We start from the raw sequence: 19,875 nt of genomic DNA on the forward strand, positions 1-19,875 counted from the left end.
AACCCGCGCCAAGCGCCTCGATGCTACACCCCCCCCCCCCCCCCCCCCCCCCCCCCCCCCCCCCCCCCCCCCCCCCCCCCCCCGGTCCGGTACGACGGGCCTAGGGGGTCTCCAGGGTGCCGAGGGTGACGTCGGCGGTCTGGCTGCTGCCGTCCCTGGTGTAGGCGACGGTGGCCTTGTCGCCCGGGGTGAGCGAGGCGAGCGCGGTGGTGAGCGCGTTCAGCGAGTCGACCGCGGCGTCCCCGATCTTGGTGATCACGTCGCCGGCCTGCATCCCCGCCGAGGCGGCCGGGCCGCCCGCGGTGACCGCCACGATGACGGCGCCGGCAGGCTTGAACTGCTGGTTGAAGCTGGTCCGGGCGGTGATGCCGAGCGCGGCCCGGCCGGAGTTGGTGACCTTGCCCTGCTTGATCAGCTGGTCGGTGATGTTGGTGATGGTGGACGCCGGGATGGCGAAGCCGATGCCGGGCGCGGCCGCGCCGTTGGCCTCGGGCTCCGTCGCCGCGAGCGTGTTGATGCCGATCACCTGGCTGTCCAGGTTGACCAGCGCGCCGCCGCTGTTGCCCGGGTTGATCGCGGCCGAGGTCTGCACCATGTTGCCGATGGTGGCGCCGGGCGAGCCGCCGCCCCTGGGCTCGGAGACGGTCCGTCCGGTGGCCGAGACGATGCCCTGGGTGACGCTGCTGGAGAGGCCGAGCGGGCTGCCCATGGCCAGGGTGATCTGGCCGAGCTGGACCTTGCCGGAGTCGCCGAAGGCGGCCGGCTTGAGGCCGCTCGGCGGGCTGCTCAGCTTGATCACCGCGAGGTCGGTGTCGGGGTAGCTGCCGACCAGGGTGGCGTCCAGCGACTTGGTGCTGTTGGCGAGGGTGACGGTGAAGGTGGTCGCGGTGCCCACCACGTGGGCGTTGGTGACGATGTCGCCCTTGTCGTCGTAGACGATCCCGGAGCCGAGGCTGTCGCCGGTGGTGATCTGCACCACCGAGGGCAGCACGTCGGCGATGACCCGCTGGTAGTCGTCCTGCAACTGGTTCCCGTCGGCCGACCGCGCGGGGGCCGACGAGGCCGGCCTGGCCGAGCCGGAGCCCGACGGGGAGCCCGCGGCCGACGAGGCGGACGTGGAGGAGCCGCTGCTGCACCCGGCCAGCGCCAGCGCGGTCAGTACGGCCACCGCGCCGGGTACGAGCAGCCGGCCGTGGACCGTCCTGGGTCCGGTCGGCCGGGGCCCGGCCGGCAGGGGGCGGGCGTGTTCCTTCTTTCGGCTCACCTGGCTGCCTCCGATTCGTCACCACGCTGGGAGCACGGAAATCTTTGTCAGCATTTCACCGATTTGTCCGATTTGACGGTTCGACTCGCCCGGCACTCACCACGGGAACCCGAACACCCTAGAATCGGCCCATGACTTGGTTGATCACCGGCGGTGCCGGATACATCGGCGGGCACGTCGTCCGCCAGCTGCTCGACGCCGGTGAGCGCGTCGCCGTCCTGGACGACCTCAGCACCGGCGACGCCTCCCGCCTGCCGGAGGGCGTCGCCCTGGTCGAGGGCTCCACCCTGGACCGGGCCGTCCTGGACGCCGCCATCCGCGAGCACGCGATCGAGGGCATCCTGCACTTCGCCGCCAAGAAGCAGGTCGGCGAGTCCGTCGAGCAGCCGTTCTTCTACTACCGGGAGAACATGATCGGCCTGCAGACCGTCCTGGAGGCCGCCGCCGAGGGCGGGGTCAAGCGCTTCCTCTTCTCCTCCTCCGCCGCCGTCTACGGCATGCCGGACGTCGACCTGGTCACCGAGTCGACCCCGTGCGCCCCGATGAGCCCGTACGGCGAGACCAAGCTGGCCGGCGAGTGGCTGGTCGCCGCGGCCGGGAAGGCCCACGGCATCTCCACCGTGGCGCTGCGCTACTTCAACGTGGCCGGCGCGGCCTCCCCCGAGCTGTCCGACACCGGGGTCTTCAACCTGATCCCGATGGTCTTCGAGCGGCTCACCGCCGGCGAGGCCCCGCGGGTCTTCGGCGACGACTACCCGACCCAGGACGGCAGCTGCGTCCGCGACTTCATCCACGTCTCCGACATCGCCTCGGCCCACGTCGCCGCCGCCAAGCGGCTGGCCGCCGACCCGGCCGGCGAGACCTCGCTGGTGCTCAACATCGGCCGCGGCGAGGGCGTCAGCGTCAAGGAGATGCTGGAGGTGATCGGCAAGGTCACCGGTTACGACACCACCCCCGAGGTGACCCCGCGCCGCGCCGGCGACCCCGCGCGGGTGGTGGCCTCGGCCGACCTGATCCGCCGCGAGCTGGGCTGGGGCGCCCGCCACGACGTGGCGGAGATGGTGGCCTCCGCGTGGGACGGCTGGTGCAGCCGCCACCCCGGGGCCCGCAAGGCCTGACCGGACGCGTCGACGGCGGCGGGGCGCCCGCCCCGCCGCCGCGCCGGTTCAGCGCGCCGGGACGGCCGTGCCGTAGAAGGCGTCCAGCGCGTACACGCAGCGGTCCTTGGAGCCGACGAAGACCCGGCCGCCGACCGCGACCGGCGAGCCGGTCAGCTCGCCCTTGGTGCCGAGCTCCCAGCGCAGCTGACCGCTCGCCAGGTCCAGGGTGTGCAGCGAGTGGTCCCGGCTGCCCAGGTGCACCAGGCCGTCGGCCACCGCCGGGGAGCCGACGATCTCGCCGCGCGCCGTGTAGCGCCAGCGCTCCCGGCCGCTCGCCGCCTCGAAGGCGTACAGCACCCCACCGCTGCCGACCAGCACCATGCCGTCCCCGACCACCACCGGCTCGGCGCCCTGGCGGTTGCCGGTGACCCCGCGCCAGCGGTCCCGGCCGGTGGCCGCGTCCAACGCGTACACCGTCCCGAGGTAGTCGGCCACGTAGACCGCGTCGGCGTCCAGCGCGGGCGGGGTGAACAGCACCACCGGGGCCTCGAAGCGCCAGCGCTCGGCCCCGCTGGCCGCGTCCAGCGCGTACACCCTGGAGCCGGCCGTCACGTACAGCACGCCGCCGCGCTCGACCGGGTGCGAGGGCACGTCCTCGCCGACCGGGAAGGACCAGCGCAGGCCGGCGCCGTGCGGGTCGATGCAGCGCAGCCGCCCGGCCCCGTAGTAGTAGGCCGCGCCGGCCACCAGGACCGGTCCGGACTGCGGGTTCTCGTAGTCCTGCTGGGCGTCGTCGGCCCGCCACAGCTCGGCGCCGCTGGCGGCCGAGCGCAGCTGGACGCCGCCGCCGCGGACGCCGCAGCACAGCACCCCGTCGGCGGCGGAGAGCGAGTAGACCCAGCCGTCCAGTGAGGTGCGCCAGCGCTCGGTGCCGTCCGCGACGTCCACGGTGTACAGGTGCGGGCCGTCGGCCGCGTGCACCCGGCCGGCGTCCACCGCGAGCGCCCAGGCGACGTCCCGGGTCTTGTAGCGCCGCTCGCCGGAGGCGATGTCCAGCGCGTGCACCTCGAAGCTGGAGACGAAGAGCGTGCCGTCGGCGACCACGGGGGTGCCCCAGACGTCGTTGGACATCCGGAACCGCCAGGGGCGCCAGCGGGCGGCCGGCACCGGCGGCGGGGTGACCCGGCGGACCCAGTCGGTCTCGGCCGGGGCGGTGCCCGGGCCGGTCTGCTCGTGCTCGGCCCGCGGCCCGGGGCCTATCCGCACCGAGGCTCCGGACAGCCGCACCTCGACGGCCCCGCCGCCGCCCGGCGCACGGTGCTTGTTGGGGGAGGCGATCTTCGCGGTCGGGATCTCGCCGTCGGACACCGGGCCCCGCCGCGGCCCCGTGTGCACCGGCCCGGACGGCGGCGGCGCGTGCCCCCCGCCCGGGCGGGTGCGCGGGTCGTCCAGGCCGGGGCGCTGCACCGGGACCGGCTGGTGCGGCTGCGGCGGCTGGTGGGGCTGGAGCGGGCCGGCCTGCGGCGGCCCGGCCGGGGGCGGCGGCGCGCCGGCCGGCAGCTGGACGGCCCGGGGCGGCACGCTCGGGCGGCGGCCACGCTTGCGCTCGATCAGCTCCAGCGCGTTCACGGGGAGCCAGTCGCCGACCTCGCCGGCGGCGTCGTCCCGGGAGAACAGGTGCGGGGCCAGTTCGGCCTGGATCTGCGCCGGGCTGGGCCGGTGCTCGGGCGAGGGCCGCATGCAGGCGCGGACCAGGTCCATCAGCTCGCGCGGCATCCCGGACAGGTCCGGCTCCTCGCGCAGCAGCTGGAACACCGTCTCGACCGGGTTGGAGCCGCCGAAGGGCGGGTGCCCGGTCGCGCAGAACACCATCAGCGAGCCGAGCGAGAAGACGTCGCTGGCGCCCCGGACGTTACGGCTGTCCTTGGCCTGCTCGGGGGACATGTAGGCGGGGGTGCCGACCGCGACGTTGGTCATGGTGAGCCGGGTGCTGGAGACGCCGGAGGCGATGCCGAAGTCGATCACCTTCGGGCCGTCCTCGACCACCAGCACGTTGGAGGGCTTGAGGTCCCGGTGGATCAGCCCGGCCGCGTGGATGGACTGCAGCGCCTCGGCGATGCCCGCGATCAGCCAGCGGGTGGCGTCCACCGGCAGCGGACCGCACTCCTCGACCAGGTCCTCCAGGGAGGGGGCCGGGATGTACGCGGTGGCCAGCCAGGGCACCCGGGCGTCCGCGTCGGCGTCCACCACGGCCGCGGTGTAGAAACCGCCGACCGTCTTGGCCGCCTCGATCTCGCGGGCGAAGCGGACGCGGAACAGCTCGTCCTCGGCCAGTTCCGCCCGGACGGTCTTGATGGCCACCCGCCGGCCGGAGGCGGAGCGCGCCAGGTAGACCAGCCCCATCCCACCCGCGCCGAGCCGCCCCAGCACCTCGAAGGGCCCGATCCGCCTCGGATCGTGCGCCGTCAGCTGGTCCACTCCGCTGCCACCTCCCCGTTTTCCGCACCCGCCGCGTGGTGCCGGACCCGATTCTCCAATGCCGCCCGGCCCATCTCCAACCTCCCCCGCCCAGAGCCGACGGCGGCCCCGGGAGTGCCGCCGTCCGGCCGGTGATGACGGAACGGCCGGATTCTGACGCCCGTTCCGGCCGCGGTTTGCACCCGGACGCCCGGACCCTCCACTTCGGCGCCGATCTTCCGACGCCGCCGATCGTCACGCTCTGTCACTCGACCACCCCTCAGCGGACTCGCCGTCACGCTGTGGGGTCAAAGGCACACGGGGGGGCTTCAACGACACCTGCGGAGCGCGGTGAATATCCGTCCGAAGTGGTTCATGCCCCTATAGCAACCCCCCGTGCGGAGTAATAGTCGCATCACCGAATCGCGCCAAGATCGTGCCACGGTAAGCTGACGGCATGACAGGACAAGTTCGCACCGTCGACGGTCGCGTCGCCGGGCGACGCGGACAGGAAACGCGGCAGAAGCTGCTCGACTGCCTCCGCGAGATGCTCAGCACGTCGCCGTACCGGGACGTCAAGGTCATCGACGTCGCCCGTATGGCGGGTACCTCCCCCGCGACCTTCTACCAGTACTTCCCGGATGTCGAGGGCGCTGTCCTCGAAATCGCCGAGGAAATGGCCAAGGACGCCGACACCCTCAAAGAGCTGGTGGCCGGAAAGTCCTGGGCAGGGAAGTCCGGTCCGACCACTTCGGAAGAACTGGTCGACGGATTCCTCGCCTTCTGGCGCAAGAACGACGCCATTCTCCGAGTGGTCACGCTCGGTGCCGCCGAAGGGGACAAGCGGTTCTTCAAGATCCGCATGACGGTCCTCAACGCGGTCGCCAAGCCGCTCGCGGAGGCCGTCAAGGAACTCCAGGCGAAGGGCCAGGCCGACAAGTCGCTCGACCCGAACGCCGTCGCCGGGGCCCTGGTCTCGCTGCTCGCCTCGGCGGCCGAGCACCAGAAGGCCTTCACCTCCTGGGGCGTCAAGGTCAAGGACCTCAAGCCCAACCTCGCTCCCCTGGTGTACCTGGGCGTCACCGGCAAGAAGCCGCCCAAGTAGACCATCCGCTCAACCGACCATCCGCTCCGCGCGCAGCCCCGGCCTCCTGTCCGGGGTACGACGGACGGCGGCCGTGTCCTCGGGGGAGGTCCGCCGACGTACCGCACGCGCGCCAGACATGCCGGTGGGCGGGCACCCCTCACACAGGGTGCCCGCCCACCGGCATGTTCGCGTTGCGGCCCCTCAGGGGCCCTCGGACGCCCGGCTCCGCGCCGTCAGGGGCAGCGGACCACCTGGCCGGCGTAGGCGAGCCCGCCGCCGAAGCCGAAGAGCAGGACCGGGTCGCCCGGGGACAGCTCGCCGCGTTCGACCAGCTTGGAGAAGGCCAGCGGGATCGAGGCGGCCGAGGTGTTGCCGGAGTCGACCACGTCCCGGGCCACCACCGCGTCGGTGAGGCCCAGCTTGGCGGCGATCGAGTCGATGATCCGCAGGTTGGCCTGGTGCGGCACGAAGCCCTTCAGCTCCGACGGGTCGATCCCGGCCTGCTCGCAGGCCCGGCGCGCCAGCGGGGCGAGCTGGGTGGTGGCCCAGCGGAACACCGACTGGCCCTGCTGGCTGATCACCGGGTCCCAGCCGGTGATCACCACGGCGTCGCCCTTCTCCGGCTCGGAGCCCCAGACCACCGGGCCGATGCCGGGCTCGGCACCGTCCTCCTGGGCCTCGACCACCGCGGCGCCGGCGCCGTCGCCGAAGATCACGCAGGTGGTGCGGTCGGTCCAGTCCAGCGTGTCGGACATCCGCTCGGCGCCGATCACCAGCGCGCGGCGGGCCGCGCCGGCCCGGATCGCGTGGTCGGCGGTGGCCAGGGCGTACGAGAAGCCGGAGCAGACCGTGTTGATGTCGTACGCGGCGGGCGCCCGGACGCCGAGCCGGGCGGCTACGGCGGCGGCGGTGTTGGGGCTGCGCTCGACCGCGGTGCAGGTGGCGACCACGATCAGGTCGATCTCGTCGGCCGTCCGGCCGCTCTTGGCGAGCGCCTTCTGCGCGGCCTCGGTGGCGAGGTCGACCAGGGTCTCGCCCTCGGCGATGTGCCGGGTTCTGACACCCACCCGGCTACGGATCCACTCGTCGTTGGTGTCGACGAGCGCCTCCAGGTCGTCGTTGGAGAGGACCTTGGGGGGCTGGTAGTGGCCGAGTGCCACAATGCGCGAACCGCTCATAGTGCCATGGAACCGGGTTACCCACTGGTCAGCGGGGCGCGCCCGGCTACAGGATCCGCCCCCGCGATCTGTAGGAGCCCCACAAGGGGCGTTGCGGCGACTGGCCTCCGGACGCGCCGGGGTCGACGCCGAGGCGGACGAGGGGGCGGGCACCGCCGCCGGTGACGGGCCCCGCACCGCCCGGAACGCCGCGCGGACACCGCCGGAACGCCGGTGTCGGGCCGGGGCCGGGCCGGGGCCGGGGCCGGAACGCCGGGGTCAGACGGAGAGCGAGGTGGCGTCGCCCATCACGATGACCGGGTGGGCCACCGGGTCCAGGGTGCGGATCAGCTCGGCCATCTTGTCCTCGGGGATCGAGACGCAGCCGTGGGTGGGGCCGTCGTGGTCGACGTGGATCCAGATCCCGCCGCCCTTCTTCGCCCCCATCGGGCGGCGCGGGTCCAGCGGGGAGTTTCCGGGCACCCGGTTGTAGTTGATCGCGACCACGTAGTCGAAGGAGCCGGCCAGCTGGTCGCCGAAGAAGCCCGTCCCGGAGACCACGAAGCTCGGGTCCTTGTCGTACGGGAGCTTGCTGCCCGGGTCGGCCTTGCGGCCGCCCGCGTCGGTGAGCGCGAAGACGCCGATCGGGCTGCGCAGGTCGCCCTCGTTGTGGTCGGCGGTCCAGCCGTTGTTGCCGTTGTGGCCCTGCCAGGTCTCGCCGGCCAGCCAGCGGCCCTCGGGGGTGCGGGTCCACAGGGTGACGGCGTTCTTGTTGCCGTTCTTGTCCTGGCCGGAGGCGAGCACCACCTGGGTGGTCTCGGCGGGGATCTTCGCGACGAAGTCGGCGCCGAGGCCGGGTATCGCGGCGACCGAGCCGTCCGAACGGACCTGGCTGCGGTCGGCGGCCGGGGGCTGGGTCTGCCGGTCGGCGGCGGCCCGGGCGGCGGGAGCCGGCTGGTCGGGCGTGCTGACGCCCTCCGGGCCGGGGCCGTCGGCGGTCGCGGCGACGGGCTTGGCGTCGTCCTGGCCGACGGTGTACCAGCCGGCGGTGGCCGCGACCAGCAGCGCGGTGCCGGCCATCACCGCCTTGCCGTGGCGCTTCTTCTTCGCCTTCCGGCGGTGACCCCGGGCGGCCGCCCGGGCGCCCACGGACGCCGCCACGGGCGGGGGCGTGGGCTGCCGGACGGGCTCCGGCTCGAACGCGTACACCGGTTCGGCGTCGTACACCGGCCCGGGGGCGTACACCGGTTCGACGTCGTACACCGGCCCGGGGGCGTACACCGGCTCGGGGGCGACGAGCGGGTCGGGCCCGGCGGCGTACGGCTGGGACGGCTGGAACGGCTGCTCGTACGCCTCGAAGTACCCGTCAGGGGCCTGCGGGAGCTGCCCGTACTCGCCGTAGTGGTCCTGCCGGACGGGCTGCTGGTACGGCTCACCCGCCCCGTACGGCTGCTGCGGCACCCCGTACACCGGCTCCGGTATCGGCTCGTACGACGGGTACGTGGTGGCGCGATGAGAACCGGACATACCGCCGATCCTGCCAAACGGTGTACCGGTTGGTAAACCCGGGGCAGGTGCGGGGGCGGTGAAGAAACGCCGCCGCCCGGGCCGGGGCCCGGGCGGCGGGGAGGTCGACGGTCAGAGGCGCATCGCCTGCGGAGCCTCACGGCGCCCCAGGTCCGGGCCCTCGTACTCGCGGATGATCTCGTAGCGGGTGTTGCGCTCGACCGGGCGGAAACCGGCGTCGCGGATCAGGTCGAGCAGGTCGTCGCGGCCCAGCTTGTTCGGGGTACCGAAGTTGTCCGCGTCGTGGGTGATCTTGTACTCGACCACCGAGCCGTCCATGTCGTCCGCGCCGTGGCTGAGCGCCAGCTGGGCGGTGGTGACGCCGTGCATCACCCAGAAGACCTTGACGTGCGGGACGTTGTCGAAGAGCAGCCGGGAGACCGCGAAGGTCTTCAGCGCCTCGGCGCCGGTGGCCATCTCGGTGCGGGCCATCAGCTTGTTGCGCACGACGCCGTCCTTGGAGTCGTGGAAGTCGTGCTGGTAGCGCAGCGGGATGAAGACCTGGAAGCCGCCGGTCTCGTCCTGCAGCTCGCGCAGCCGCAGCACGTGGTCCACCCGGTGGCGGGGCTCCTCGATGTGGCCGTACAGCATGGTGGCCGGCGTCTTGAGGCCCTTGCTGTGGGCGAGGCGGTGGATCCGCGACCAGTCCTCCCAGTGGGTGTCGTGGTCGACGATGTGCTGGCGGACCTCCCAGTCGAAGATCTCCGCGCCGCCGCCGGTCAGCGACTCCAGGCCGGCGTCGATCAGCTCGTCCAGGATCTCGTCGGCGGGCAGGCCGCTGATCTTCTCGAACCAGTGGATCTCGGTGGCGGTGAAGGCCTTCAGCGAGACGTTCGGCAGGGCCGCCTTGAGCTCCCGCAGCGAGCGCGGGTAGTAGCGCCAGGGCAGGGTCGGGTGCAGGCCGTTGACGATGTGCAGCTCGGTGAGGGAGTCGACCTCCATCGCCTTGGCGAGCCGGACGGCCTCCTCGATGCGCATCGTGTAGGCGTCCTTCTCGCCCGGCTTGCGCTGGAACGAGCAGTACGCGCAGGACGCGCTGCACACGTTGGTCATGTTGAGGTGGCGGTTGACGTTGAAGTGGACGACGTCGCCGTTCTTCCGCGTCCGCACGTGGTGGGCCAGACCGCCCAGCCAGGCCAGGTCGTCGCTCTCGTAGAGCGCGATCCCGTCCTCGCGGGTCAGCCGCTCACCCGCGTAGACCTTCGCCTCCAGCTCGCGCTTCAGCCCTGCGTCCATGCGGTGCCCCGCCTCCTCCGACTTCGATTCCTTGCCGGACCGAGACTACGTCACTCGTCCGCTCGCCTCCGGGCCGCTCCGACCCGGTGCCGACGCTCCTCGCTCCGGCACTCCTCCGGCGCTAGTCGCTCGTCGCTTTCGGCACTGGCGCGCCCTTCGGCTCGGGACGGTCCGACAGCAGCTCAGCGAGCAGCGCAGGGTCGATGTTGCCACCACTGACCACGGCCGCGACCGCCCGGCCCCCGGTCTCGGCGGCGCGGTGGAAGTAGGCCGCCGGGGCCACCGCGCCGGAGGGCTCGGCGACCAGCCGGCCGCGACGGGCCAGCAGGGCGACGGTGGCGCGGATCTCGTCCTCGGTGACGGTGACGATGTCGTCCACGTACGCGGTCAGGTGCTCGAAGGGCAGCTCGCCGACCGACGGGGTGCGCAGGCCGTCCGCGATGGTCCGGTAGGTGTCGGCGACCGGCCAGGCCAGCCGGCGGCCGGCCCGGAAGCTGGCCTGGGCGTCGGCGGCCAGCTCCGGTTCCACACCGATCACCCGGATGCCCGGGCGGGTGAGCTTGAGCGCGGCCGCCGTCCCGGAGATCAGGCCGCCGCCGCTGACCGGCACCAGGACGGTGTCCAGCCCGGCCGGGGCGTCCTCGGCGATCTCCAGGCCGACCGTGCCCTGGCCCGCGATGATGAACGGGTCGTCGTACGGCGGCACCCAGACGTAGCCATGCCGCTCGGCCAGCTCGGCGGGCAGGGTGTCCCGCTCCTCCGGCGACACCAGGACCACCTCGGCGCCGAACCCCCGGGTGGACTCCACCTTCACCGCCGGCGAGGTGTCCGGCATCACGATCACGGCCTTGATGCCGAGCAGCGCCGCCGCGTACGCCACCGCCTGCGCGTGGTTGCCGCTCGACTGGGCGACCACGCCGCGGGCCCGCTCGGCCTCGGTGAGCGCGGCCAGCCGGTTGTAGGCGCCGCGGGTCTTGAAGGCCCCGGTCGGCTGGAGGTTCTCGGGCTTCAGCCAGAGCCGGTGCTCCCCCTCGTCCGCCCACGGGGCGGGAACCAGCGGGGTGCGCACGGCCACCCCCGCGATCCGCTGCCGAGCGGCGCGCAGTTCCTCCAGACCGACCAGTGCCATCCGTCACTCTCCTTCGGGAGGGAGTTCGCTCACCCGGTTCTCCCACTTCGTGGAGAGTACGACGGTGGTGCGGGTGCGGGCCACGCCTTTCGTGCCCGAGATCCGCTTGACCACCGACTCCAGGCCCGCCACGTCGGCCACCCGGACCTTGAGCATGTAGGAGTCGTCACCCGCGATGAACCAGCAGTCCTCGACCTCGTTGAGGTCCTTGAGCCGGTGCGCGACGTCCTCGTGATCGGCGGCGTCGGTCAGCTGAAGGCCGATCAGGGCCGTGACGCCGAAGCCGAGCGAGGCCGGATTGACCGTCGCGCGGTAGCCGGTGATGACGCCGGCCTGCTCCAGTCGGTTGATCCGGTCCGTGACGCTCGGGCCGGAGAGTCCGACCAGCCGGCCCAGCTCGGCGTAGGACGCGCGGCCGTTCTCCCGGAGCGCCTGGATGAGCTGTCTGTCCACCGTGTCCATATACCGTCCGCGTCCTTCCGAACCTCACCAGACCCACAGATCATTATCCGGATTCCAAGGCGCCATGCGCGGAACAACCCGGATATCGCAGAGAAGATACTCTCCCGCCCCCGGCCTCCTCACTCCCCCTCAGTCGACACGCTGCCGTTCTCGTCGGCCCGGCGGGCCGCCGCCCCCAACTCCCCTTCCCAGCGCAGGTACAGGGAATGCGGGACGCCGACCGCGTCCAGCACCCGGCCGGCCACGAAGTCGACGAGTTCCCGCACGGTCGAGCCGCCGGCGTAGAAACCGGGCGAGGCGGGGAGGACGACGGCGCCCTGCGCGTCGAGCTCCACCAGGTGCTTCAACGTCACCCCGTTGAGTGGCGTCTCGCGCACGCACACGACCAGCGGGCGGCGCTCCTTGAGGGTGACGCTGGCCACCCGCTGCAGCAGGTCCTTGCTCAGGCCGAGCGCGATCCCGGCCACCGCGCCGGTGGTCGCGGGCACCACCAGCATGCCCTTGGCCGGGTACGAGCCGCTGGACGGGCCGGCCGCGAAGTCCCCGGCGGGCCAGTAGCGGACGTCGTCCAGGCCCTCGTCGGAGCCCAGCCAGGCGGCCAGGTCGGCGCGCCAGTGGGCGTCCCGGAAGGAGATGCCGGTCTCGTCGAGGATGGTGAGCCGGGCGGCTCGGCTGACGATCAGGTCCACCGGCTCCCCGGCGGCGAGCAGCGCCCGGATCACCGAGGCGGCGTACGGCGTCCCCGACGCACCAGAGACCCCGACCACCCACGGCTGACGCTTGACTGTTCCCATGTCCCATTTCTATCCGGACTCACCCGGTCGGGCCTCATCCGCGGGCTCCCCTGGAAGGATGGGGGCATGGCAGCGACCCTCGTCGACCTCACCCATCAGGTGACCACCGCGATGCCGGTCTACCCCGGCGATCCGGCCGTCCTGTTGGAGCCCGCTCTCACCACCGCCACCGCCGGGGTGAACGTGCTGGCCCTGCACCTCGGCTCGCAGTCCGGGACGCACGTGGACGCGCCGTACCACGTGGACGTCACCTGGCCGACCCTGGACGGGCTGCCGCTGGAGCGGTTCACCGGCCCCGCGGTGCTCGCCGACCTGCGCGGGCTGGAGCCCCGGGCCGCCGTCACCCCCGAGCTGCTCGCGCCCGCCCTGGCGCGCGTCGGCGAGGGGTCCGTCCTGCTGCTCGCCACCGGCTGGGCCCGGCACTGGGGCACCGACGCCTACCTCGCGCACCCCAGCCTGACCGCGGCCGCCGCCGAGGCGATCGTCGCCGCCGGGGTGCGGACCGTCGGGGTGGACGCGCTGAGCGTCGACCCCACCCCCGACCCGGGCCCGGGCGACCCGGCGGTCGCCGCGCTGCTCGCGGACCTCACCGACGAGCACGACCAGCCCGGCGCCGACGAGCCGACCCTCGCCGCGCACCGGGTGCTGCTGGGGGCGCCCGGCGGCGGGGTGATCGCCGAGAACCTGACCGATCTGCGGGCGCTGCTGGACGCCCAGGAGGCCGGGCGGCCGGTCGAGGTGTCACTGTTCCCGCTGCGGCTGGCGGCGGCGGACGGTGCGCCGGTCCGGGCGGTGGCACGGCTGGGCTAGGACCTGTCTTCAAACCCCCGCCCGCGCGCCGACGGGGGTTTGAAGACACGCCCTGGGCCGTTCCGGCCAGTCGCCGCACGGGACTTGGTCTAGACCATCCCCCGGCGCCGCCGCTACGCTGTCCGCCCATGGCAGAGATCATCGGAGTGATCGAGCGACTCTGGCGCTACCCCGTGAAGTCCACCGGCGGCGAACGGCTCGACTTCGTCGAGGTGGACGAGCGCGGCCTGGCCGGCGACCGCCTCTACGCCGTCCGCGACGCGGACGGCAAGCTCGGCTCGGGCAAGAACACCCGCCGCTTCCGCCGGATGGACGGCCTGCTCCGCCTCTCCGCCCGCCTCGGCCACCGGATCGACGGCCCCGAACTGTTCGACCCGCTCGGCCGCCCGGTCGCCGACCCGGCCGCGTTCCTGCGCGCCTACCTCCAGCGCGAGGACGTCGAACTCGCCCGCGAGGACGCCGTCTCCCACTTCGACCAGCTGCCGGTCAGCGTGCTCACCACCGCCACCCTGGACTGGGTCCGCGAGGCCGCCCCCTTCACGGTGGTCGACGAGCGCCGGTTCCGCCCCAACATCCTGCTGCGGACGCCCCCGGGCACCCCGCCCTTCGTCGAGGACCGCTGGTTCGGCCGGGAGGGCCACGGCGGCACCGGCGCCCGCCTCGCCTTCGTCCGCTCCAGCGAGCGCTGCGCGATGACCGGCGCCCCGCAGCCGGGGCTGCCGCACGCCCCCGAGATCCTCAAGGCGATCGTGCACGCCCACGACGGCCGGCTCGACGCCCTCGCCGAGGTCGCCGCCCCCGGGCGGCTGAGCGTGGGCGACGAGCTCGCGCTGCACTGAGACCGGCGGGAGCTGGGGAGAAGAACCGCAGGTCAGGACGGTCTCAGAGATTTTCGAAAAAACTTCTGGATCAGCTGCAACCCCAGCGGCCGCCGCACGTCTATGTCAGTGAGAGGCGGGGAAGCCCGCCGAACCCGGACCGCGAGAGGCGCTGGGGGCGACGCCCTCGAACTTCGGGTCCGACTTCCACCACATGTACCGGCCGGCGGCTGAAATACCGACGGCAGAACACCCCGGGGGGTATTTCCTTGCCTGCTGTCCGCGCCCGTCGTTCCCGCTCCACCGTCCTCACCGCCGCCACCCTCGGCGTGCTGCTGGCCACCGGCGCGGTGCTGTCCTCCCCCGCCGCGTACGCCTCCCAGGCACTGGCCGCCGCGACCGCCCCCGCCGCGCCGGCCACGGCCGACAAGCCGTCGTTGAAGGTCAACGCGCCGGCGACGGTCGGCCGCGGCGGACAGCCGGTCGAGTTCACCGAGACCATCACGAACCCCGGCACCACCGAGGCCTCGTTCACCCTGAGGATCGGCACGAGCGGCGCGGGCCCCATCGCGACGCACGCCATCAAGGTCGACTACCGCGACGCGGACGGCACCTGGAAGCCCGTCGCCGACACCGTCCCCGGCCTGACCGTCGCCGCCGGCGCCACCAGGACCGTCCAGCTGCGCCTCACCACCGAGCTCGCCGCCTACTGGTCCAACCAGGACTCGACCGTCACGCTCAGCTCCGCCGTCCTCGACGCGACCGGCACCACCGTCCTCGCCGAGAGCACCGACCAGGTCGCGGCCAAGGCCCTCACCGTGCAGGTCAAGGACGCGCCGACCACCGCCGTCGCCGGCGGCGCCCCGGTCGAGTTCGACGTCACCGTGACCAACCCCAGCGCCTCGCGCTACACCACCGTCGACAAGGTCGTGGAGGCGGACAAGCACAGCACGCTCCAGGTGCGGAAGGCCGACGGCACCTGGGAGAACATCACCGGCACCCCCAGCAGCCAGCCGGGCTCCGACCGGGTCACGTACCACCTCACCGACGACAGGACCATCGCCGCCGGCAGCAGCGACACCCGGCACGTCCGCTTCGCGTTCACCGCCGACGCCCCGCTCGGCACGGCCTACATCCACCCGTGGGCGATGGTCGACCAGGGCAGCGGGGCCATGCAGGCGATCGTCGGCCCCCAGTTCGTCGCGATCGACGTCACCGCCGCTCTGGTCGCCACCAAGCCGGCGCTGACCGTCCAGGAGCCGTCCTCGATCGGGTTCGGCGGCGAGCCCGTCGAGTTCTCCGAGACCGTCACCAACCCGGGCACCGCCGAGGCCCCGTTCACCCTGAAGCTCAACGTGAGCAACGTGCACGCCCGGGTGCACGACGCGTTCGCCATCGAGTACCGCGACGCCGACGGCACCTGGAAGCCGGTCGAGCTGACCTTCAAGCAGAGCGACAAGACCTTCAACTTCAGCGGCAAGGTCACCGGCCTGACCGTCCCCGCCGGCGCCACCAGGACCGTCCAGCTGCGGCTCGCCGCCGTGGGCAACAACGACGCGGGCGGCTACAACCAGCCGACCAAGCTCTACTCCGCCGTCGTCGACCCGGCGGCCGAGGACACCGTGCTCGCCGAGGCCACCAAGGACGTCGCGGTGAAGTCGCTGGCCGTCCAGCTCAGGAACGCGCCGACCACCGCCGTCGTCGGCGGCGCCCCGGTCGAGTTCGACGTCACCGTCGACAACCCCAGCGCCTCCCGGTTCGGCAAGCTCGCCACCATCCTGTGGGTCGACCCGCACAGCGTCCTGGAGATGCAGAAGGCCGACGGCGCCTGGGAGACCGTGCCCGGCACCCCGGGCCCCCAGTCCGGCGGCCCCGCCCGCTACCTCCTCAGCGACGACGGCCTCGCGGCAGGCGCGACCATCACCAAGCACGTCCGCCTCGCCTACACCGCCGAGGCCAAGGTCGGCCAGACCGCCGTCAACCCGTCCGCCCTCATCAACGAGGGCACCGCCCACGCCGCCGACGCGGGCCCGCAGGGCAGCGCGATCCAGCTCACCGCCGCGACCGCCGACACCTCCGGCGTCGACACCGGCCCCGTCATCCGGACCACCTACACCACCGGCACCGCCGACGAGACCGACACCACCGACACCACCGGCACCACGGGCACCACGGGCACCGCCGCCCAGCTGGCGGGCGGCCAGCTCGCCCACACCGGGTCGGACGGCGTCATCAGGACCGCGGCGGGCGCCGCCGCCCTGCTCGTCGGCGGCATCGGCGCGCTCTTCGTCGCGCGCCGCCGCCGCAGCGCCTGACCACCCCCGTCCGAGCCCCGGCTCCCCGGCTCCGCCCGGCGAGCCGGGGCTCGGCGCTTTCCGGGGGACACGTCCCAGGGCCCAGGAACGGATCAGGCAGTCTCCCGGCGCCGCTACGGCAGGGCGACCGCCCGCAGGTAGGTCTCGGCGAAGAGGTCGATGGACTCCTCCAGCGAGGGCAGTCCGGCGCCGAGGGCCGGTTCGAGGACCGGCCGCAGCAGGATGTGGTTGACCAGCGGGCCGAACAGCAGTTGGACCAGCACCGGGAGCGGCAGCGGACGCAGCCGTCCTGCCTCGATGTACGGCAGCAGCAGCCGGCCGAGGCCGTCGAACAGTCGCGGCAGGTGGGCCGCCATCATCCGGGAGGCGGGGCCGTCCGGTCGGGCGAACAGGTCGGCGAAGACCGCCGGCATGACCCGGGGCCGGCGGTCGAAGGCCGCGGCGAAGGCGCGGTGGAGTGCCCGGACGGTGTCCTCCAGGCACTCCGGCGGGTTCGCGGCGAGCGCTTCCAGGTCCGGCAGCGGGCCGTACTGGAGGAAGACGGCGGTGAGCAGGCCGTCCCGGCCCTCGAAGACGGTGTGCAGGCTGGGCAGCGAGCACTCGGCGCGGTCCGCCACGGCGTCCAGGGTGACCCCGCCCAGGCCGCGTTCGGCCACCAGCCCGGCTGCCGCCGCGATCGCGCGCTCCCGTACCGGCGGCCGTCCGCCCGGGTCGACGCCCGCCTGCCGGACCGCCTCGTCCAGCGGTGCCCGGCAGCCGCCGAGCCTGCGCAGCAGGGTACTGCGGGAGATTCCGGCCGTCGCGGCGATCGCCGTCAGCGGAACGTCCGCGACGTCCTGGCCCCGGTCCTTCGCCGCCGCGAGGGCGGCCGCCACCAGATCCTTCATGTGAAGCAGCATACTACTTGACACCTGAGACAGTTCCAGAGACTCTGTAAATGCAAGTTCCACACGGAAGGTGATCAACCGAGCACAGCAAGGGAGAGAGCCATGAGCGTCGTGATCTCCGGGGGCGGACCGGCCGGAATGATGTTGGGCCTGCTGCTGGCCCGGGCGGGTGTCGAGGTGACCGTGCTGGAGAAGCACGGGGACTTCCTGCGGGACTTCCGCGGCGACACCGTCCACGCCTCCACCGTGCGATTGATGGACGAACTCGGCCTCGGCCGGAAGTTCGCCGCGCTGCCGCAGAGCCGGCTCGGCAACCTGGTGGTGCCGGTTCCCGGCGTCGGCCAAGTCCCGCTGAGCGCCTACGACCGACTGCCCGCGCCGTACAACTACATCGCGATGATGCCGCAGTGGGACCTGCTCAACTTCCTGGTCGAGGAAGCCCGGCAGGAACCCACCTTCACCCTGCGGATGAACACCGAGGCCACCGGGCTGATCCAGGAGAACGGCCGGGTGGCCGGCGTGCGCTACCGCACCCGGGACGGCGAGCAGGGCGAGCTCCGCGCCGACCTCACCGTCGGCACCGACGGCCGACACTCGACCCTGCGCAAGGCGGCCGGTCTGGTGGCCGAGGAGTACCCGGTGCCCTTCGACGTCTGGTGGTTCCGCCTGCCCCGGCACGCGGAGGAACAGGCCGCGCCGCCCAGCCTCGTCGCCGGCTTCGGCAACGGCGAACTGGCCCTCAGCATCGCCCGCGACGGCTACTTCCAGATCGCCTACTTCAAGCCCAAGGGCTCCGACCCGCAGCTGCGCGCCGAGGGCGTGGAACGCTTCCGCGAGCGGATCGCCCGGCTGCTGCCCCAGTACGCCGACCGCGTCGACCAGTTGGCGGGCATGGACGACGTCCACATGCTCGACGCCCGGCTCAACCGGCTGGACCGCTGGTACACCGACGGCCTGCTGCTGATCGGCGACGCCGCCCACGCGATGTCCCCGGCCGGCGGGGTGGGCATCAACCTCGCCATCCAGGACGCCGTCGCGGCCGCCACCCTGCTCGCCGAACCGCTGCTGCGCGGCCGCCCGACCACCGCCGCACTCGCCCGGGTGCAACGGCGGCGCCAGATGCCGACCGTGGTCATCCAGCGGCTGCAGCGGATTCTGCACGGCGTGATGTTCGTCCCGGCGCTCACCGGCCGGCGGTCCGGCCCGCCGATGGGATTCGCCGCGCTCGTCCGCCACGTCCCGGCGGTCCGGCTGGGCATCTCCCGCCTGATCGCCTTCGGCCCCCGCCCCGAACACGCCCCGGCCTTCGCCCGACGACCCCCGGCGTAGCCGGCCGCCGTACGGGCCGGAGACCGGCCGTTCGGGCGGGAGGCTTCCGGGGAAGGACCGAGGGCATGACGATCCCTCACCGCTCGACCGGCACCGGCGACCACCACGTCCTGGTCCTGCACGACTGGTTCGGCACCAGCGCGGGCTGGGGGCCCTTCCTCGACTACCTCGACGGCAGGGCCTTCAGCTACGCGTTCCTCGACTACCGGGGCTACGGGGAGCGCAAGGACGTCACCGGCTCCTACACGCTCGCCGAGATCGCCGCCGACACGCTCGCCCTGGCCGACCAACTCGGCTGGGACCGCTTCTCGCTGATCGGCCACTCGATGGGCGGCAAGGCCGCGCAGCAGGTGCTGGCCGAGGCGCCGCTGCGGGTGCGCAAGCTCGTCGGCCTGGCACCCGTCCCCGCCGGGGCCTACCCGCTGGACGCGGACGGCGAGGCGCTGTTCTACGGCGCCGCCGAGGACCGCGAGAAGCGGTACGCGATCCTCGACCTGGTCACCGGGCAGCGGGCGGGCCGGGTCTGGCTGGACCGCATGGTCGACCAGTCGCTCCGACTCTCCACGCCCGAGGCCTTCGGCGGGTACGTGCGGGACTGGGCGACGGCCGACCTGGAACGCCGCATCAGCGGAAACCCCGTCCCCGTCAAGGTGATCGTGGGCGCACACGACCTCGCCCTGACCGCCGACGTGATGCGCGGCACCTGGCTCGCCCACTACCCCAACGCCGAACTGGAGGAGCTCGGCGGCAGCGGCCACTACCCGATGTACGAGACGCCGGTGGCGCTGGCCACCTCACTGGAGTCCTTCCTGCACAACTGACACCCGCCTTCACCCGACCGGGTGCGCTTCGCGGTGAGGGGCGGGGACCTGTAGCAGGCTCCTCCGCATGACTGACGATCCGTCAGTGCAGTCACCTCGACCTCGCGGAGATCTCCATGGCCAACGTCCCGAAAGACCTCAAGTACACCAAGGACCACGAGTGGGTGCGGACCACCGGCAAGGACAAGGCCCAGGTGGGCATCACCGATTTCGCGCAGAAGCAGCTCGGTGACATCGTCTTCGTCGACATCCCCACCGGGGGAAAGCAGCTCGAATCCGACGAAGCGTTCGGCACGGTGGAGTCGGTCAAGTCGGTGAGCGAGCTCTTCATGCCGCTCACCGGAACGGTCACCGCGGTGAACGAGAGCCTGAGCGACGAGCCCGAGCTGATCAACACGGACCCGTACGGCGACGGCTGGATCGTCGAGCTCACCGCCACCAGGCCTGACGAGCTGAAGCAGCTGCTCACGGCCGCCCAGTACGAGGCCTTCATCTCCGACCGTTCGGAGTAGCCGCCCCGGGCCGAGGGGGGGGGGGGGGGGGAGCGGGGCAGTCCTTTTTGTGGCCGGCGCACTGTCCAGCGCCGGGGGGAAGGGGGAGGGGGGGGGGGGGGGGAAGCGGAGGTGCAAGCGGATTGGGCGGC

Annotated in this window: 17 protein-coding genes; 8 read left to right on the top strand and 9 right to left on the bottom strand. The window is 72.9% G+C overall.

Annotated features, from left to right (window positions below; genetic code table 11):
• Positions 1 to 100: 100 nt before the first annotated feature.
• Positions 101 to 1,186 (bottom strand): S1C family serine protease, encoded by a 1,086-nt coding sequence (locus AC07BF_RS23830; RefSeq protein ID WP_400809156.1) that lies wholly within the window; start codon positions 1,184 to 1,186, stop codon positions 101 to 103.
• A gap of 209 nt (positions 1,187 to 1,395) precedes the next feature.
• On the opposite strand from AC07BF_RS23830, the gene galE reads away from it, so the two are divergent.
• Positions 1,396 to 2,382: a UDP-glucose 4-epimerase GalE gene (galE, locus tag AC07BF_RS23835; protein ID WP_350876964.1), complete on the top strand. Its 987-nt coding sequence runs from the start codon at positions 1,396 to 1,398 to the stop codon at positions 2,380 to 2,382.
• Positions 2,383 to 2,430: 48 nt separating this feature from the next.
• On the opposite strand, the gene AC07BF_RS23840 is transcribed toward galE, so the two are convergent.
• On the bottom strand, positions 2,431 to 4,842 hold the full coding sequence (locus AC07BF_RS23840; RefSeq protein WP_400986112.1) for an outer membrane protein assembly factor BamB family protein: 2,412 nt from the start codon (positions 4,840 to 4,842) through the stop codon (positions 2,431 to 2,433).
• Between the two features lie 436 nt (positions 4,843 to 5,278).
• Between AC07BF_RS23840 and AC07BF_RS23845 the strand changes: the two genes are divergently transcribed.
• The gene (locus tag AC07BF_RS23845) at positions 5,279 to 5,926 is read left to right on the top strand and encodes a TetR family transcriptional regulator (protein ID WP_030055725.1); all 648 of its coding nucleotides are present in this window, start codon (positions 5,279 to 5,281) and stop codon (positions 5,924 to 5,926) included.
• A 215-nt stretch (positions 5,927 to 6,141) separates the two neighbouring features.
• On the opposite strand, the gene AC07BF_RS23850 is transcribed toward AC07BF_RS23845, so the two are convergent.
• From AC07BF_RS23850 to AC07BF_RS23875, 6 genes are all read right to left on the bottom strand, one after another.
• Entirely contained in the window at positions 6,142 to 7,086 is a 945-nt protein-coding gene (locus tag AC07BF_RS23850; protein ID WP_363579960.1) for a beta-ketoacyl-ACP synthase III, read from the bottom strand.
• Between the two features lie 258 nt (positions 7,087 to 7,344).
• Positions 7,345 to 8,592, bottom strand: a complete 1,248-nt coding sequence (locus AC07BF_RS23855; RefSeq protein WP_478333886.1) for a L,D-transpeptidase family protein — start codon at positions 8,590 to 8,592, stop codon at positions 7,345 to 7,347.
• Between the two features lie 111 nt (positions 8,593 to 8,703).
• Positions 8,704 to 9,867, bottom strand: coding sequence for an aminofutalosine synthase MqnE (gene mqnE, locus AC07BF_RS23860; protein WP_063348893.1), 1,164 nt, complete (start codon positions 9,865 to 9,867; stop codon positions 8,704 to 8,706).
• A gap of 121 nt (positions 9,868 to 9,988) precedes the next feature.
• Positions 9,989 to 10,996 (bottom strand): threonine ammonia-lyase, encoded by a 1,008-nt coding sequence (locus tag AC07BF_RS23865; protein ID WP_478333887.1) that lies wholly within the window; start codon positions 10,994 to 10,996, stop codon positions 9,989 to 9,991.
• A gap of 3 nt (positions 10,997 to 10,999) precedes the next feature.
• Positions 11,000 to 11,458, bottom strand: coding sequence for an Lrp/AsnC family transcriptional regulator (locus AC07BF_RS23870; RefSeq protein ID WP_063348891.1), 459 nt, complete (start codon positions 11,456 to 11,458; stop codon positions 11,000 to 11,002).
• A 119-nt stretch (positions 11,459 to 11,577) separates the two neighbouring features.
• Positions 11,578 to 12,252, bottom strand: a complete 675-nt coding sequence (locus tag AC07BF_RS23875) for a UbiX family flavin prenyltransferase (RefSeq protein WP_350878478.1) — start codon at positions 12,250 to 12,252, stop codon at positions 11,578 to 11,580.
• Positions 12,253 to 12,318: 66 nt separating this feature from the next.
• Here AC07BF_RS23875 and AC07BF_RS23880 point away from each other — a divergent pair, with 66 nt between their 5' ends.
• From AC07BF_RS23880 to AC07BF_RS23890, 3 genes are all read left to right on the top strand, one after another.
• Entirely contained in the window at positions 12,319 to 13,062 is a 744-nt protein-coding gene (locus tag AC07BF_RS23880) for a cyclase family protein (RefSeq protein ID WP_063348889.1), read from the top strand.
• 128 nt (positions 13,063 to 13,190) lie between these two features.
• Positions 13,191 to 13,901 (top strand): MOSC domain-containing protein, encoded by a 711-nt coding sequence (locus tag AC07BF_RS23885; RefSeq protein WP_363579957.1) that lies wholly within the window; start codon positions 13,191 to 13,193, stop codon positions 13,899 to 13,901.
• A 248-nt stretch (positions 13,902 to 14,149) separates the two neighbouring features.
• Positions 14,150 to 16,195, top strand: coding sequence for a hypothetical protein (locus AC07BF_RS23890; RefSeq protein WP_478333888.1), 2,046 nt, complete (start codon positions 14,150 to 14,152; stop codon positions 16,193 to 16,195).
• Positions 16,196 to 16,308: 113 nt separating this feature from the next.
• On the opposite strand, the gene AC07BF_RS23895 is transcribed toward AC07BF_RS23890, so the two are convergent.
• Positions 16,309 to 17,082: a TetR/AcrR family transcriptional regulator gene (locus tag AC07BF_RS23895; RefSeq protein ID WP_363579955.1), complete on the bottom strand. Its 774-nt coding sequence runs from the start codon at positions 17,080 to 17,082 to the stop codon at positions 16,309 to 16,311.
• A 102-nt stretch (positions 17,083 to 17,184) separates the two neighbouring features.
• On the opposite strand from AC07BF_RS23895, the gene AC07BF_RS23900 reads away from it, so the two are divergent.
• The 3 genes from AC07BF_RS23900 (at position 17,185) to gcvH (ending at position 19,744) form a co-directional block, all read left to right on the top strand.
• A complete protein-coding gene (locus tag AC07BF_RS23900; RefSeq protein ID WP_363629296.1) occupies positions 17,185 to 18,411 on the top strand; it encodes an FAD-dependent oxidoreductase in 1,227 nt (408 codons plus the stop codon).
• Positions 18,412 to 18,476: 65 nt separating this feature from the next.
• The gene (locus AC07BF_RS23905) at positions 18,477 to 19,232 is read left to right on the top strand and encodes an alpha/beta fold hydrolase (protein ID WP_363579953.1); all 756 of its coding nucleotides are present in this window, start codon (positions 18,477 to 18,479) and stop codon (positions 19,230 to 19,232) included.
• A gap of 116 nt (positions 19,233 to 19,348) precedes the next feature.
• Positions 19,349 to 19,744: a glycine cleavage system protein GcvH gene (gene gcvH, locus AC07BF_RS23910; protein ID WP_363629295.1), complete on the top strand. Its 396-nt coding sequence runs from the start codon at positions 19,349 to 19,351 to the stop codon at positions 19,742 to 19,744.
• The last annotated feature ends 131 nt before the right edge of the window (positions 19,745 to 19,875 follow it).

This window comes from Kitasatospora sp. NPDC043950 (assembly GCF_056435345.1).

Bases quoted from the DNA above. Each gene is read 5' to 3' on its own strand.
- AC07BF_RS23850 (WP_363579960.1), bottom strand. From the start codon at position 7,086: ATGAGCGGTTCGCGCATTGTGGCACTCGGCCACTACCAGCCCCCCAAG.
- galE (WP_350876964.1), top strand. From the start codon at position 1,396: ATGACTTGGTTGATCACCGGCGGTGCCGGATACATCGGCGGGCACGTC.
- AC07BF_RS23880 (WP_063348889.1), top strand. From the start codon at position 12,319: ATGGCAGCGACCCTCGTCGACCTCACCCATCAGGTGACCACCGCGATG.
- AC07BF_RS23885 (WP_363579957.1), top strand. From the start codon at position 13,191: ATGGCAGAGATCATCGGAGTGATCGAGCGACTCTGGCGCTACCCCGTG.
- AC07BF_RS23845 (WP_030055725.1), top strand. From the start codon at position 5,279: ATGACAGGACAAGTTCGCACCGTCGACGGTCGCGTCGCCGGGCGACGC.
- AC07BF_RS23875 (WP_350878478.1), bottom strand. From the start codon at position 12,252: ATGGGAACAGTCAAGCGTCAGCCGTGGGTGGTCGGGGTCTCTGGTGCG.
- AC07BF_RS23865 (WP_478333887.1), bottom strand. From the start codon at position 10,996: ATGGCACTGGTCGGTCTGGAGGAACTGCGCGCCGCTCGGCAGCGGATC.
- mqnE (WP_063348893.1), bottom strand. From the start codon at position 9,867: ATGGACGCAGGGCTGAAGCGCGAGCTGGAGGCGAAGGTCTACGCGGGT.
- AC07BF_RS23895 (WP_363579955.1), bottom strand. From the start codon at position 17,082: ATGAAGGATCTGGTGGCGGCCGCCCTCGCGGCGGCGAAGGACCGGGGC.
- AC07BF_RS23870 (WP_063348891.1), bottom strand. From the start codon at position 11,458: ATGGACACGGTGGACAGACAGCTCATCCAGGCGCTCCGGGAGAACGGC.
- AC07BF_RS23905 (WP_363579953.1), top strand. From the start codon at position 18,477: ATGACGATCCCTCACCGCTCGACCGGCACCGGCGACCACCACGTCCTG.
- AC07BF_RS23900 (WP_363629296.1), top strand. From the start codon at position 17,185: ATGAGCGTCGTGATCTCCGGGGGCGGACCGGCCGGAATGATGTTGGGC.
- AC07BF_RS23855 (WP_478333886.1), bottom strand. From the start codon at position 8,592: ATGTCCGGTTCTCATCGCGCCACCACGTACCCGTCGTACGAGCCGATA.
- gcvH (WP_363629295.1), top strand. From the start codon at position 19,349: ATGGCCAACGTCCCGAAAGACCTCAAGTACACCAAGGACCACGAGTGG.